Origin of the sequence: Aquabacterium sp. (assembly GCF_048860245.1) — a bacterium.
Taxonomy (GTDB): Bacteria; Pseudomonadota; Gammaproteobacteria; order Burkholderiales; family Burkholderiaceae_C; genus Aquabacterium.
Genome location: NZ_JBLIZW010000011.1, coordinates 1 through 14,438, shown reverse-complemented (window position 1 = coordinate 14,438; position 14,438 = coordinate 1). Strand labels below are relative to the sequence as shown.

General features: G+C 61.1%; 15 protein-coding genes and 1 pseudogene. 5 read left to right on the top strand and 11 right to left on the bottom strand.

Annotated elements, in window-relative coordinates; genetic code table 11:
- The 6 genes from ACMV18_RS01325 to ACMV18_RS01300 all read right to left on the bottom strand — a co-directional run.
- The coding region (locus ACMV18_RS01325) for a ribonucleotide reductase N-terminal alpha domain-containing protein (RefSeq protein WP_420816391.1) at positions 1–1,614 on the bottom strand (1,614 nt) is incomplete at its 3' end.
- Positions 1,615–1,867: 253 nt separating this feature from the next.
- Positions 1,868–2,473 (bottom strand): 1,6-anhydro-N-acetylmuramyl-L-alanine amidase AmpD, encoded by a 606-nt coding sequence (ampD, locus tag ACMV18_RS01320; RefSeq protein WP_420816390.1) that lies wholly within the window; start codon positions 2,471–2,473, stop codon positions 1,868–1,870.
- Entirely contained in the window at positions 2,460–4,010 is a 1,551-nt protein-coding gene (locus ACMV18_RS01315; protein ID WP_420816389.1) for a sigma-54-dependent transcriptional regulator, read from the bottom strand. The genes ampD and ACMV18_RS01315 overlap by 14 nt, the downstream gene beginning before the upstream one ends.
- Entirely contained in the window at positions 4,007–5,788 is a 1,782-nt protein-coding gene (locus ACMV18_RS01310; protein ID WP_420816388.1) for a sensor histidine kinase, read from the bottom strand. Before ACMV18_RS01310 ends, ACMV18_RS01315 begins: the two co-directional genes overlap by 4 nt.
- A 60-nt stretch (positions 5,789–5,848) precedes the next feature.
- Positions 5,849–6,085 carry a PP0621 family protein gene (locus ACMV18_RS01305; RefSeq protein ID WP_420816387.1) on the bottom strand — a complete coding sequence of 79 codons (237 nt, stop codon included), beginning with the start codon at positions 6,083–6,085 and terminating at the stop codon, positions 5,849–5,851.
- Between the two features lie 9 nt (positions 6,086–6,094).
- Positions 6,095–6,787, bottom strand: a complete 693-nt coding sequence (locus ACMV18_RS01300; protein WP_420816386.1) for a cytochrome C assembly family protein — start codon at positions 6,785–6,787, stop codon at positions 6,095–6,097.
- Between the two features lie 216 nt (positions 6,788–7,003).
- Between ACMV18_RS01300 and ffh the strand changes: the two genes are divergently transcribed.
- Positions 7,004–8,386, top strand: a complete 1,383-nt coding sequence (gene ffh / locus ACMV18_RS01295; protein ID WP_420816385.1) for a signal recognition particle protein — start codon at positions 7,004–7,006, stop codon at positions 8,384–8,386.
- A 184-nt stretch (positions 8,387–8,570) separates the two neighbouring features.
- The gene (locus ACMV18_RS01290; protein WP_420816384.1) at positions 8,571–9,458 is read left to right on the top strand and encodes a DUF2726 domain-containing protein; all 888 of its coding nucleotides are present in this window, start codon (positions 8,571–8,573) and stop codon (positions 9,456–9,458) included.
- An 8-nt stretch (positions 9,459–9,466) separates the two neighbouring features.
- Here ACMV18_RS01290 and ftsY read toward each other — a convergent pair whose 3' ends face one another.
- Entirely contained in the window at positions 9,467–10,621 is a 1,155-nt protein-coding gene (gene ftsY / locus ACMV18_RS01285) for a signal recognition particle-docking protein FtsY (RefSeq protein WP_420816383.1), read from the bottom strand.
- A 53-nt stretch (positions 10,622–10,674) separates the two neighbouring features.
- Here ftsY and rsmD point away from each other — a divergent pair, with 53 nt between their 5' ends.
- From rsmD to ACMV18_RS01270, 3 genes are all read left to right on the top strand, one after another.
- The gene (rsmD, locus tag ACMV18_RS01280; RefSeq protein WP_420816382.1) at positions 10,675–11,346 is read left to right on the top strand and encodes a 16S rRNA (guanine(966)-N(2))-methyltransferase RsmD; all 672 of its coding nucleotides are present in this window, start codon (positions 10,675–10,677) and stop codon (positions 11,344–11,346) included.
- A gap of 77 nt (positions 11,347–11,423) precedes the next feature.
- Positions 11,424–11,927, top strand: coding sequence for a pantetheine-phosphate adenylyltransferase (gene coaD, locus ACMV18_RS01275; RefSeq protein WP_420816381.1), 504 nt, complete (start codon positions 11,424–11,426; stop codon positions 11,925–11,927).
- A 35-nt stretch (positions 11,928–11,962) separates the two neighbouring features.
- A complete protein-coding gene (locus ACMV18_RS01270; RefSeq protein ID WP_374258443.1) occupies positions 11,963–12,232 on the top strand; it encodes a YfhL family 4Fe-4S dicluster ferredoxin in 270 nt (89 codons plus the stop codon).
- Positions 12,233–12,237: 5 nt separating this feature from the next.
- On the opposite strand, the gene ACMV18_RS01265 is transcribed toward ACMV18_RS01270, so the two are convergent.
- The 4 genes and pseudogenes from ACMV18_RS01265 to ACMV18_RS01250 all read right to left on the bottom strand — a co-directional run.
- Complete coding sequence (locus ACMV18_RS01265) at positions 12,238–12,714, bottom strand: hypothetical protein (protein WP_420816380.1); 477 nt, start codon at positions 12,712–12,714, stop codon at positions 12,238–12,240.
- Between the two features lie 50 nt (positions 12,715–12,764).
- Positions 12,765–13,421 carry an aminoacyl-tRNA hydrolase gene (gene pth, locus ACMV18_RS01260; protein WP_420816379.1) on the bottom strand — a complete coding sequence of 219 codons (657 nt, stop codon included), beginning with the start codon at positions 13,419–13,421 and terminating at the stop codon, positions 12,765–12,767.
- Between the two features lie 104 nt (positions 13,422–13,525).
- On the bottom strand, positions 13,526–14,149 hold the full coding sequence (locus ACMV18_RS01255) for a 50S ribosomal protein L25/general stress protein Ctc (protein ID WP_420816378.1): 624 nt from the start codon (positions 14,147–14,149) through the stop codon (positions 13,526–13,528).
- Between the two features lie 80 nt (positions 14,150–14,229).
- Positions 14,230–14,438: pseudogene (locus ACMV18_RS01250) on the bottom strand (ribose-phosphate pyrophosphokinase); the annotation flags it as partial.

Below are 14,438 nucleotides of genomic sequence, written 5' to 3'. Positions count from 1 at the left end.
CACCTTTTTGTACGGCTTGAGCTCACCGCGCGCGGCTTGCGCTTCGTAGGCCAGATAGGCTTGCTCGAACTCTGTGCCGTACTTGTCGTGCAGGTCGGGCACGTTGTTGGGGCTGAACAGGCTCCACTCTCCACGCTCCATCACGCGTTTCATGAACAGGTCGGGGATCCAGTTGGCCGTGTTCATGTCGTGGGTGCGACGGCGATCGTCACCGGTGTTCTTGCGCAACTCCAGGAACTCTTCGACGTCCAGGTGCCACGATTCCAGATAGGCACAGACGGCGCCCTTGCGCTTGCCGCCTTGGTTGACGGCCACGGCCGTGTCGTTGACGACCTTCAGGAATGGCACGACACCTTGCGACTTGCCGTTGGTACCCTTGATGTGGGCGCCCAGAGCGCGCACTGGGGTCCAGTCGTTACCCAGGCCGCCTGCAAATTTGGACAGCAGGGCGTTTTCCTTGATGGCTTCGTAGATGCCGTCGAGGTCATCGGGCACCGTGGTCAGGTAGCACGAAGACAGCTGCGAGCGGCGTGTACCGGCGTTGAACAGTGTCGGGGTGGACGACATGAAGTCGAAGGACGACAGCAGTTCATAGAACTCGATGGCGCGGGCTTCACGGTCGATTTCGTTCAGCGCCAGACCCATGGCCACACGCATGAAGAATGCTTGCGGCAATTCAATGCGCACGCCGTTGTGGTGCAGGAAGTAGCGGTCGTACAGCGTTTGCAGACCGAGGTAGTCAAAGTTCAGATCCCGCTCATGCTTGAGTGCGGCGCCCAAACGGGCCAAGTCGAACTGCCCCAGTTTGTCGTCCAGCAACTCGGCTTCAATGCCACGCTTGATGAACTGCGGGAAGTAGTCGGCATAGCGGGTGGCCATCTCGGCATGGATCACCTCTTCGCCCAGGATTTCGCGGCGGATGGTGTGCAGCAGCAGGCGAGCGGTGGCGCGTGTGTAGGCGGGATCGTGCTCGATGCGGGTGCGGGCAGCCAGGATGGCGGCTTTGTAGACCTCGTCAATCGACACGCCGTCATACAGGTTGCGCTGGGTTTCAGCCAGGATGGGGGCGGCTTGAACGTCGTCACCCAAGCCAGCACAGGCCGACTCGATGAGGGCTTGCAGGGCGCTCAGGTCCAGCGGCACGCGCTGACCACGGTCCATGACGTGCAGGGTGGGCAAGGCCGCGGCTTGTTGCTCGGCAGCTTGTTTGGCGCGTTGCTGTGCGCGGCTTTCGCGATACAGCACGTAAGCGCGGGCGATTTCATGGTGGCCGCCACGCATCAGCGCGAGTTCGACCTGATCTTGAACGTCTTCAATGTGGAACGTGCCGCCGCTTGGGCGCGAGCGCAGCAGGCCACGCACCACGGCTTCGGTCAGTCCATCGACGGTTTCACGCACGCTGGCCGATGCGGCGCTTTGCGTGCCGTGCACCGCCAGGAAGGCCTTCATCATGGCCACAGCGATCTTGCTGGGCTCAAACGCCACGACCGAGCCATTGCGGCGGATGATGTGATAAGCCGAGTAGGCCGACTGACGAGCTTCCAGGCTCGATTCCACCGGGCCTTGCGCAGGCTGAACGGACAAAGAGGCGGTGCTGGACGTGGATGTTTGCATGTGCTTCCCTTGAGAGCGTGCCGCGGGACACAAGTCGGCTTGGTCGGGCACGCGATGTACGGTCAGAAACGAGTGGTGGCCTGGTGGCGTCTCGTTCTGATGGGCACTATATCTGGTGTCTTTTGTGTCCGCAAGCGCTACCAGTAGTGTTTTTGTCCGCTGTGGGTTCTTTTTGTGCGGTACAGTACTGTCTATCAGGAAAGACCCTCAAATGGGCTTCGTGTACGCATCGTTTCCCTAGAGGGAATCGGCTTCAGGCTTGGGTTGTTGCAGGTGGAAACATGCTGCTTTCCCAAGCAGTCATGGTCTGCAATTTGGTCCAGTCAAAAGCCTTTCCCGGATCTTGTTTGCGGCCGGGGGCGATGTGCTCATGTCCGGCGACCTGCGTGATCGGGAACTGCGCTTGCAGATGGCGCAGCAGGGTCGCCAGCGCGTCATATTGCGCAGGCTCGAAGGGGTGGTTCTCCAGCCCCTCCAGCTCAATGCCCACCGAGTAATCGTTGCAGTTGTCCTTGCCTTGCCAGCTGGAACGCCCAGCGTGCCATGCGCGGTCCAGCACAGACACAAACTGGACCACTTCACCGCAGCGTCTGATGACGAAGTGCGCCGACACCTCCAGTCCCCGAATCTGTTCGAAGTAGGGGTGTGCTGACCAGTCGAGTTGATTGGTGAAGAGCTGCTCGATCTCCGGGCCACCATACTGGCCCGGTGGAAGGCTGATGGAATGGATGACGGCCAATGAGATGGCCGTCCCTGACGGCCGCGGGCCAAAGTTGGGGGACGGTGATGAGCGGACGGAAGTCAGCCAGCCGTGGTCCCACAGGCTGACGCCGGACAATGTGGCGTCATTCGCAGTCATGGTCGGGATCGAATCGTTCGCCAATGGTCACCCCTTCCGGGCCAACGTTGACGCCCAGTCTAGCCATGCGGTAGCGCATCTGGCGCAGTGACAAGCCCAAGCTTGCGCCCGCTGCGGTTCGATTGAGCCGATGCTTTTCCAGCGCACGAATCAGGATGTCGCGCTCAATCCTGTCCAGATGGGAGGCCAGGTCAGACGGAAGTGGTGCTGCCTCGGGCTCCGTGTGCGCTGGCGTGACATCGGCGGTGGTTACGGCAGCAGGAATGTCTGATGTGGGTTCGGCTGCCACGGCGGCGGCTGGATGCACCGGCAATCCAAGATCCTCTGCCTCCAGCGTGTTGTGATTGGACAGCGCCACGGCGCGGTGCAGCAGGTTCTCCAACTCTCGGACGTTGCCGTCGAAGGCGTGATGGGTCAGCGCATTCAATGCGTTCGCACTCAATGTGGCCGGGACATCCATTCCAGCATCATGAGAGATGCGATCCAGGATGCGCTGGCACAACTGCGGCAGGTCTTCTTTTCGATCACGCAGCGAGGGCAACGTGATTTGAATGACGTTGAGCCGGTAGTACAAGTCCTGGCGGAATCGGCCAGCTTGCACCTCGGACTGAAGGTCTTTGTGGGTGGCGCTCACCACGCGCACGTCGACATGAATTTCGTTGGTGGCGCCGACGGCTCGGACGGCCCTCTCCTGAATGGCACGCAGCAGCTTGGACTGCATCGGAAGTGGCAGGTCACCGATCTCATCCAGAAACAGTGTTCCACCGTGCGCAGCCTGGAAGAAGCCGTCCCGGTCTTCGTTGGCCCCGGTGAACGACCCCTTGCGATAGCCAAAGAATTCGGCCTCGAGTAATTGCTCGGGGATGGCGCCACAGTTCACCGCGATAAACGGCTTGGATGCCCGGCTGCTGACGTCGTGAATGGCGCGTGCAGCCAATTCTTTGCCTGTGCCTGATTCGCCCCAAATCAAGACGGGGGCCATGCTGCGCGCCACCTTGTCGATGAGGATGCGCACTTGCTGCATGGCCTGGCTGGTGCCCACCAATCGGGCCAGTGCGCTGGAAGCCTGACCGCTGGCCGACAGTTGCGTCGGCTGGGGTGTGGCCTCTGTCGGGGGGCGCAGCGTGTGGCTGATTGCTGCGGGGGCGGAGGCCGGGAGTTGCGGCTGGGCCAATGCCGAGGCCACCACCTGCCTGAACTGCTTGAGGTCGACGGGCTTGGTCAGGTAGTCGTACGCGCCAGCCTTCAATGCGCTGACTGCGTTTTCTGCAGAGCCGTAGGCCGTGATGACGATGGACCGCTCAGACCGTCTGTCGGCTTCCAGCTTACGGATGAGGTCCAGTCCCGTACCGTCGGGTAACCGCATGTCGGTGATGACCAAACTGTAAGCGTGCTCCTGAAGCAGCAGCAGCGCGTCGTCGACGCAACCGGCGGTATCGATGTGATAGCCCTCGCGCAACAGCGTGAGTTCATACAGCGTGCGGAGATCCGGCTCGTCGTCGACGACCAAGAGGCGATGTTGATGGGTGGCACTCATGCGGATGGGAGGCTGCTGCTGTTCGACTCGATGGGCATCGTGATGAAGAATTCGTTGCGATGTCGCAGAGGGGGCGGGTGCAGCCGGTAGTCGATGTTGGCGCCGTGGCGCTCGCAAAGTTCTCGGGAAATATACAAGCCCAGACCGGATCCTCGGCTGCGCGTCGAGAAGAACGGTTCAAACAGAGATCGCTCGGTCTCGGCGGTGATGGGCTCGCCATCACTGGAGATGGAGAGCACCACCAGACCATGCCCAATCGCTGCCGGCATGTACTGAATGCGAACCTCGATCGCCCCTTGGGTCTGACTGCCATGTCGCAAGGCGTTGTCGAGCAGGTTGATCAGAACGCGTTGCAGGTGTTCTGGCTCAAATCTGACGGAGATGGTGCCTTCTCCATGTGGCCGGTCTGCGCAGACATCCATGTGCAGGACATCCTCTGCGCTGGCCGGCAGCCCTTGCGTTCTGCACCAATCGAGGCAGATTTGCTCGGTGGTGGCGATCAGGTCGATGACGGGGGCTGGGGGTCTGGCGCCTGGCGAAACTGCCAGGATGTCGTCAACGATGTGCTTCAGCCGGTTGACGTTGTCTTTGACCATGGTGGTCAAGCGTGCCTGAGTGGGGTCTGTGGCGTCCTCGGCAAGCAATGCGTTCGCTTGAGCAATGGCTGCCAAGGGGTTGCGGATCTCATGCGCAATGCCCGCAGACATGCGCCCCATGGCCGCCAGCTTGTCTTGTCGCTGGCGGGCGCGCACCAGACGAAGGTCCTCGAGCCAGACCACGCACATGTCTTCTGCGCTGCGGCTGGACTGGTTGCGGGTGAAGCGGGTTCGAATGCGCAGATCTCGAGTGGTCTGATCGTCAAACAGAAGCTGTAATTCTTGCCCGTGTTCGCCTTGAACCGGAGATGCCATGGCCTGCTCAATGGCTTGAACCAACGGGATCCAGGCGGGAACGCCCCGCAGTTGGAAGGGCGGCGCAGAAGTCTGTGCATGAGACGAGAGAAGGCGTCGCGCAGCAGGGTTGGCCGTTCGCACGCACCCCTGGCGATCCAGCACCAGCACCCCTTCACTCATCTCCTCGATCACAAGTCGGTTGAGTTGGGCTTGTTGTCGGGCGAGCTCCATGCTGCCGCGTGCCGAGCGTTCTTCGTTGGCCAGGCGTGAGGACAGTTCACTGGACAGCGCCGCAATGGCGAACAGTCCGAAACCGGTCAAGCCGGTTTGCGTCAGCATGGATGTCAGCGAACTCAGGTCCGTCGACTGGAGCCAGGCTTCCGCCAACAGGTTGATGGTCGCGGCTGCGGCGACGCCCAAAGACACCAGGCGTGGCAACAAAATGCCGGCCATGAGAACCGGCAAGACGAGCAGCGCCGTCGTGTTGACGTTGCTGATCGTGACGTATTGCAGCACGGAGAAAAACAGCAGGTCCAGTCCCACGGTGGACAAGGCCTGACGCTTGCTCAGTTTGCGCTGTCTGGGGTGACGTAGCTTGCGTTGAGAGGGCCACAGCCACAGCAGCAGCGTGGTGGCGGCATAGAGCAGGGTGACGGGGACCCAGGCAGACGTTCGGTTACCGATCAGCCAATTGCCCGCCAGCAATAGCAGCATCACGATGGCGAGCAGGGCACGGGCGCTCAGAAACGCCCGGTAGGTTCGCAAAAAAGTGCCAGCCCCGACATGGGTGTCCGGTGGCGTTGTGTCTGACGCCGCCGTGTCTTGCAAGACACTGTCATCCAATGTGCCAAACCAGGACAACCCGCTTTGTGCGTCGTCGAGCATGCTCGGGGTGTCGAGAGGGCGTTTGGACTTGGGCACGACAGATCTGTGATGAGGTCGGACTTAATGGCTCGGGCCGGAAGCACGATGTTCCTTGGAACAATAGGGGCGGCCTTCGCCATCCCTGTGCGCTTCCGATGCAGGGAGATGCACGTCGCAGTGTGCGCAACGCAGCATCTGCTCGGTTTCTTGTGTGTGCGGCTTGGCGCTTGGTCTTGCCTGTTTGCCCAGCAGCTTTTTGACTGCTGGGGAGTGATACAGCCAAATGATCAGGCCGACCAGAATCAGAAACTTCAGCATCGTCGCTGCTCAGTGCGTGCCGCGCTGCAGAATCACTTCCAGCACGAAGCGGGATCCCACATAACCTAGCAGAAGCAAGGTCGAGCCTGCAATCAGCCAGCCCACGGCCTGCCGCCCTCGCCAGCCGAATCGCGCCCGTCCCACCAGCAAGGTCGCAAACACGCCCCAAGCCAATACGGAGAACACACTCTTGTGATCCCAATGCCATGGGGTGGTCAGCCAAAAGCCGAGCGCCAACGTCAGCGTCAGCATCACGAAGCCTGCGGACACAAATTTCAACGTCAGTCGCTCCAGTCGCAGCAAGGGCATGCCCAGTGCCTGCCCGCGTACCGGTGCCGGAATTTGCCCGGATGCGCCTGAGTTGGCGCGCATTTGTCGCTCAGCGTGCCGCAGCAAAGCCGCGTGCAGCAGTGCCGCGCCAAACAGTCCGTAAGACGCAAAACCCAACAACCAATGCAGTGGCAACCAGTTGGATTGATTGACCAGCGGGTAGGGGCGGCCCGGATAAACCCATGCCAAGCCCACGGTGATGGCGGCCAGCAGGGTCAGCAAACGACGCACGCTGGGTAGTTCCAACCGGTGACTTTCCAGCGCGTAAACCGCGATCACCAGCCATGACGTCACGGACAGCGCAGGCGCAAAGCCAAATCGAGCCCCTGACAATTGCCCGTCAATGATGAGCGTGTCGAGGACAATAGCCACTCCTTGAGTCAGCCAACCCAACGCAAGCAAGGCCCAGATCCGGCGATCCGGCAGGGGCGTTGAGGCCACTGGATGGTCTGATTGAGGTCGAGAAGGCAGACCGCTCCCGAGCAAGTAAGCAACGATGGCTACCGCACTGGGCCAGAATGCGAAGGGCAGGGACGAGGCGGGCGATAAAATCATCCTTCAAGTTTAAGAGCACAAAGCAGCGATTTCATGGCATCCAACCTCACTGAACGACTGAGTCGCCTGGTCAAGACCATGCGCGGCCAGGCCCGCATCACCGAAACCAACGTGCAAGACATGTTGCGTGAGGTCCGCATGGCCTTGCTGGAGGCCGACGTGGCGTTGCCCGTTGTCCGTGATTTCATTGCTCGGGTCAAAGAAAAAGCGTTAGGTCAGGAGGTGGTGGCCTCGCTGACACCCGGGCAGGTGCTGGTCAGCATCGTGCAAAAAGAGCTCGCCGCCACGATGGGCGAGGGCATTGCTGACATCAATTTGGCCACGCAGCCTCCCGCGATCATCCTGATGGCGGGTCTGCAGGGGGCGGGTAAAACCACCACCACCGCCAAGCTGGCCAAGCACCTGATCGAAAAGCGCAAGAAAAAGGTGCTGACGGTGTCTGCCGACGTCTATCGTCCTGCGGCCATTGAACAGCTCAAAACCGTGACCGGTCAGGCCGGAGCGGAATGGTTCCCGTCCGAACCCAATCAGAAGCCGGCTGACATCGCTGCCGCAGCGGTGGACTATGCCCGTCGTCACTACTTTGACGTGCTGCTGGTCGATACGGCGGGCCGTCTGGCCATTGACGAAGCCTTGATGGCCGAAATCAAGGCCTTGCACGCGCAGCTCAACCCGGTTGAAACCCTGTTTGTGGTAGATGCCATGCAGGGTCAGGACGCCGTCAACACCGCTAAGGCGTTCAAGGACGCGTTGCCGTTGACCGGCGTGGTTTTGACCAAGCTGGACGGTGACTCGCGCGGTGGTGCGGCGCTGTCGGTGCGTCAAGTGACGGGCGTGCCGATCAAGTTCGCCGGTGTCTCCGAAAAGATTGACGGCCTGGAAGTGTTCGACGCCGATCGCCATGCGGGCCGCGTGCTGGGCATGGGCGACATCGTCGCGCTGGTGGAAGAGGTCCAGAAGGGCGTTGACATGGAGGCCGCGCAAAAGCTGGCCGAGAAAGTCAAGTCAGGCGTGGACTTCGACTTCAACGACTTCCTGTCCCAGATCAGCCAGATGAAGAAGATGGGCGGCTTGTCCGGCCTGATCGACAAGCTGCCCACCGAAATCGCCGCCAAGGCGGGGCAGGCTGACATGGACAAGGCCGAGCGCGACGTGCGCCGCATGGAAGGCATCATCAACGCGATGTCGGCCAAAGAGCGCCGTCAGCCCGCGCTGCTGATGGACGGCAAGTCCAAGGCCAGCCGCAAGCGCCGCATTGCCCAAGGTGCGGGCGTCCAGATTCAGGACGTCAACCGTCTGCTCAACCAATTCGAGCAGATGCAGACCATGATGAAGAAGATGCGCGGTGGCGGTCTCTTCAAGATGATGAAGCGCATGGGCGGGCTCAAAGGGGGCTTCCCCGGGATGGGCCGTTAAGCCAGCCCGTGTCGTCCAAAGCCGCCATGTAAACCACATTGCGCGACGGTGAAGTGACTGTTAGCGTATGTGAATGATGTTTGCATGTGCGACCAGAGGCTTTATCCGGTCGTCAGCGTGCCGACAATAACGAGGAGGCAGGGTGTTGTGTCCCGCCATCCTGGAAGTCATAGGGAAACGCGGCATGATCGATATGGTCTCAATGTGGCCTGTGGTGGCTGGTGGACTGGGTTCACTGGGCGTTGCAGGTGTCTGGTTGTACCGACGCAAGCTGGTTCACGGCGCCTCGGGTAGTCGCCCAGATGGCGCTGAGCGCAGCAAATCAGAAAAGGCAGACACCAAGGTTCGGTCTGGTAAAAAGCACGCGGCCATGTACGACAACCTGGATACGGTTGCGGACTGGGAGCCGGTTGCGACCCGGGTGTTGACCGTTCCTGAGCGCGAGGCTTATGCCATTTTGCGCAAAGCCCTGCCCGAGCACATCATCTTGGCGCAGGTACCTTTGGCGCGATTCGTGAAGGTGCCCACCCGCAACTCTTACAGCGAGTGGCTGCGCCGTGCTGGTTCGCTGTGCGCGGATCTGGTGGTGTGCGACATTTCGTCGCAAGTCATTGCCGTCATCGAAGTGCGTCAGCCCGCCTCCAAAGAGAAGGAGCGCAGCCAGCGTCGTCATGTCCGCATGGATCGTGTGCTCACAGCGGCACGCATTCCAGTGCACGTCTGGCTTGAGGGGGCTTTGCCAGGTGCCGTGGTGGCGCGAGAAGCCATTTTGGGCGCCGCAGCCAGCACGGGACGCACGAGCATTGGCGACCTCAACATGGCCCGCCGCGATGCAGAGGCCGCAGCCGTGGTGGCCGCCATGCAAACGGGCGGCAGCATGCATGGCATGTCGGTGAAGGAGTCAACGCCTGTTGACTTCAATCTGGACGAGTTGTCAGGTCGTTCTGCTCAGGCAGAAGACGAGGATGACGACGAGATCAACCGCAAGGATCCGCCGCCATCCACGTGGTTTGATGACCTCGACACGACCAACCCATCACCGCTGGACGAGACGCCGGCCCGTCATCACTGAGTGCCCGATCAGGCCAGCAAGGCCTGTGCGAACTCGCGCGCTTTGAAGGTCTGCAGGTCTTCGAGCTTTTCGCCCACGCCGATGAAGTACACCGGCACCGACTTGTGGCGCTCGCGTGACCACAAGGCGATGGCGGCCAGCACACCACCCTTGGCGGTGCCGTCCAGCTTGGTCACGATCAGGCCGGTCAGTCCCAGCGCATCGTCAAAAGCCTTGACCTGCGACAGCGCGTTCTGCCCCGTGTTGCCGTCGACCACCAACAGCACCTCGTGCGGCGCGGTGTCCATGGCCTTGCCGATCACGCGCTTGATCTTGCGCAGCTCTTCCATCAGGTGGAGTTGCGTGGCCAAGCGTCCGGCGGTGTCAGCGATCACAACATCACAGTTGCGTGCACGACCTGCCTGAACCGCGTCAAACGTCACCGCAGCGGGGTCTCCACCTTCCTGGCTGACGATCTCCACGTGGTTGCGGTCAGCCCAGACTGACAACTGCTCACGTGCGGCCGCACGGAAGGTGTCGGCAGCAGCCAGCAGCACCTTTTGCTCTGCGTCGGCCAGATGCCGTGTGAGCTTGCCAATGGTCGTGGTCTTGCCGGCGCCATTGACGCCCGCCACCATGATGACGGTGGGCGTGTGTTGCCCGACCGCCAGCGATTGCTCCAGCGGCGTCAGCAACTCGGTGATCGAGTCGATCAGCAGATGCTTGACTTGCTCGGGCGCGGTCGCTTTGGTCTCTTTCACCCGGCGCTTGAGGTCGTCCAGCAGGTATTCGGTGGCCGCCACACCCGCATCGGCCATCAGCAAGGCGCTTTCCAGCTCCTCGTACAAGGCGTCATCGATCTGTGTGCCCGTGAACACCTGAGCGATGCTGGAGCCCGTCTTGCGCAGACCTGCGCGCAGTTTGTCCAGCCAGGAACGGCGTTCAACGACGGGGGCAGGTGCTGCCTCCGGTTCAGCGGGTGCTTCGGCGATGACCGGTGCAGCCTCAGGGGCGAGGTTTGCCTCAGGCTCGGCCTCGTGGGCGACGACCGGAGCCTTAACAGGTGGTGTGGAAACGGGCGCGGCAGCGGCGGCTTCCGAGCTGTCAGACGAAGGTGCGGGCACATCGGCTTGCTCGTCCGACTTGGCACCCCATCCCAGCTTTTTCTTGATGAAACTGAACATGGCTGACATTGTAGAGGGCAGGGTTTCTACAATGCGCGTTTTGGCAGGTAACCATGACGCGTCGCAATCCATCTTCTCGCTTGACCGCCGCCGCTGCTGACGGCGGCAAGGCTGGACAAATCAAAGCTGCACAGTCTGTGGCGCGCACCGCCGCCCAAGAGGTTCGGATTCTGGGCGGACAGTGGAAACGCACGCCTTTGCCCGTTCCGGTGTCGGCCGGTTTGCGTCCGACGCCCAGCCGCGTGCGAGAAACCTTGTTCAACTGGCTGGGTCAGGACTTATCGGGGTGGCGAGTGCTGGATGCCTTTGCCGGATCGGGTGCCCTGGGCCTGGAAGCTGCCTCTCGGGGGGCTGCAGAGGTGTGCCTGATCGAGCGAGATTCCCAATTGGCGCGTTCGCTCCAAACTGTGGTTACCCGATTGAAAGCCTCGCAGGTTCAGGTCCAGCAAGCCGATGCGTTGAGCTGGATGCGCCAGCCCGCACGTGCACAGGCCTTTGATCTCGTGTTTTTGGACCCGCCGTTTGACGACGATATGTTTGTGGATGCTTTGCGTGCCGCCATGCCGTGTGTGGTCGAGCAGGGGTGGATTTATCTGGAAGCGCCCCGCGCGATGGGGGATCAGCCCGAGTTGTTGGCAGAGTTGGGCTTGCGCTTGCACCGACACGGGCAGGCCGGCATGGTGCACTTTCACCTCTTTCAGCGCGTGGCCGTTGCCGTGGCTTGATGCATCGTGAATCTGGCGCCGTAAACTCTCGCCTGCGTTCTGAACGGACGCCACCCAGTCGTTGAATGGAGTCCCGATTGAGCTCGTCTACCTCTCTGACCGCTGTCTACCCTGGCACATTTGACCCCATGACACTGGGGCACGCCGACTTGATGCGTCGTGCCAGCCAGTTGTTTGGTCGCTTAATTCTGGCCGTGGCGGCAGGGCATCACAAGAAGACGATGTTTTCTTTGGACGAGCGGCTGGCCATGGCCCGAGAGCTGGCGGCCGACTATCCGAATGTGGAAGTGATGGCCTTTTCCGGTTTGCTGCGCGACTTCGTGGTGGCGCAAGGCGGCAAGGTCGTGGTGCGCGGCTTGCGAGCTGTCAGCGACTTTGAGTATGAATTTCAGATGGCTGGCATGAACCGCCAACTCATGCCCGATGTGGAAACGGTTTTCCTGACCCCGTCGGACCAGTATCAGTTCGTGTCGGGCACATTCGTGCGTGAAATTGCCATGTTGGGTGGTGATGTTTCCAAGTTCGTCGCGCCCAACGTGCTGGCGCGCTTGCACGACCGTGTGGCCCAACGTCAGGCGTGACGCCTGGCAGCAATCATCCAGAGCAGGACAAGACCGTGGCGCTCAAGATCACCGAAGAATGCATCAACTGTGATGTGTGCGAACCCGAGTGCCCCAACCAGGCCATCTCGATGGGCGAGACGATCTACGTCATCGACCCCAACAAGTGCACCGAGTGTGTGGGGCACTTTGACGAGCCCCAGTGCGTGCAGGTTTGCCCCGTCGAGTGCATTCCCGTGGATCCGGATCGCACGGAAACGCGTGAGCAACTCATGACCAAGTATTTGAACCTGCAGCAGTTGGCCAAGCAGGTTCAGCAAGCCTGATCGCTTCAACGGCGGCTGGATGTGTGGCTGCCCTTGTTAGCCTTGGGAATCACAGCCGTGAACGGGCGTGGCGGGCGCTTGACAGGGTGCAGCAACGATGACGCTGGCGACGCGCTTTTCGCGGTGCGAGGGGCCGTCCGACTGGCTGCGACAGTCAGCGGCATGGCTGGCAGTGAGCTCGCGGCCTGATCGTCGCGGTGTTGCGTCTGGCGCAGTTGGCGCTCAAGTGCACGTTCTGCCTTGAGCGCATGAACGCTTTGTGCGTGCTGAGCCGGCGTGCGTCGATCGGCAAAATCTTGGCTGGCCGAAGCCTCACCTGCGCAGGGCGTTTGGCTGTATGTGACGCTGCCATCAAGCGGGTTGCGGCACACATGGCTGCGCGTGGTGCTTTGCTGGGCGCAGACGCAGCTGGCGCTCAGCACCAGCAGCGAAGCCAGGGCCTGACGAACCGGCCACTTGCCGGGGAAGGTTGATGCAGCCATAAATCCTCCTTGTTTTGTGTCATGGCTGACCACCTGTGGGTCGGCTCACCTCATGAGGCGGGCGAGTCCGATGCAGGTGTATCGGTGGCGCCGGGCTTGGCCGACGCCGGATCTTTGCGCGGTGGCTTGGGTCGCTGTGGCTGAGCGTGAACCAGCGCCACGGCTTTGTTCAAGTCTCCCAGCAACATGGGCTCGGTGGCCGTGAGGGCCAGATCAATGCATTTGAAGATGGCTTCGCGTTCGCTTTGAGGCGGCTTGCGCAACACATAGTTGGCCACCTCATGCTTGACGCCAGGGTGGCCAATGCCCAGCCGCAAACGCCAGTAATCGGGGGTGCCCAGTTGCGCGTGGATGTCGCGCAGGCCATTGTGACCACCGTGGCCGCCGCCCTTCTTAAGTTTGACCTGACCGGGGAGCAGGTCGAGTTCATCGTGTACGACCAGAATCTCGTCAGGATTGATCTTGAAGAAGCGAGCCAGTGCCGACACCGACTTGCCAGACAGGTTCATGTAGGTCTGGGGCTGCAGTAGCCACACCGGGCCTTGCGCAGTGTTTGCGCGTGCAACCAGCCCGTGATACGCGCGATCGGGCTGAAGGTACACACCCAGCTTGCGCGCCAGATCGTCGATGTACCAGAAGCCGGCGTTGTGGCGGGTGTCTTCGTATTCGGGGCCAGGGTTGCCCAGGCCGACAAAGAGTCGAATCATGATGGCTGGCGATTATCGTGAGTGGATCCCACAAAAGAAAAGCCCCGCCGAGGCGGGGCTTGACGCAGAGCCTTGCGGCTCTGAGGGCAGCATCTGCGAGCAGATTACTTCTTGCCCTTCTGGCCCTTGGCGGGTTCGGCAGCAGCTTGAGGAGCAGCGATGACTTCCTCGACCGGCTCGACCACGGTGGCGATGACGGGGTTCTTGCGACCATGGGTCAGAACCTTGATGTGGCTGTCCAGCTTCAGGTCTTCCACGTGGATCGATTGACCCTTGACGACGTTGCCCAGGTCAACGGTCAGGAATTCAGGCAATTGCTCAGCCAAGCACTCGATTTCCAGTTCGGTCACGACGTGGTTGATGATGCACTTGTCGATCTTGACAGCGGTGGACTCGGCTTCGTTCACGAAGTGCAGAGGCACCTTCTTGTGGATCTTGGTGGTGGCGTCGATACGTTGGAAGTCGACGTGCAGAACCAGCTTCTTGAAGGGGTGGACTTGGTAGTCGCGCAGCAGAACCTTCTCGACTTGGCCGTTCAGTTCCATTTCCAGGATGGAGGAGTGGAAAGCCTCTTTGCGCATGGCGTGGTACAGCGCATTGTGGTCCAGCTCGATGTTGGCAGCAGGCTTGCCGGCGCCGTAAACGATGCCAGGGGTCTTGCCGTCGTTGCGCAGGCGGCGGCTCGCTCCGGTCCCCTGCAGATTGCGCTCGAAAGCGGTGAATTTCATGGATAACTCCAGGTTGGTATAGCGCCCGCGACCAGGCGCTTGAAAAAAGACCGGGCATTGTACCCGGTCAGCAAGACGGATCAGAAGTTGTTGTTCTGTTCCGAGAAGAGAGAGGTCACCGATTCGCCGTCGGTGATGCGACGGATGGTTTCGGCAAACAGGAAGGCGGTCGACAGTTGACGGATCTTGGGGGTCGACTTGGCTGCCTCGGTCAGGGGGATCGTGTTGGTGACCACCACTTCGTCGAGGTGCGAAGCCTTGATGCGCTCAATGGCGGGACCCGAGAACA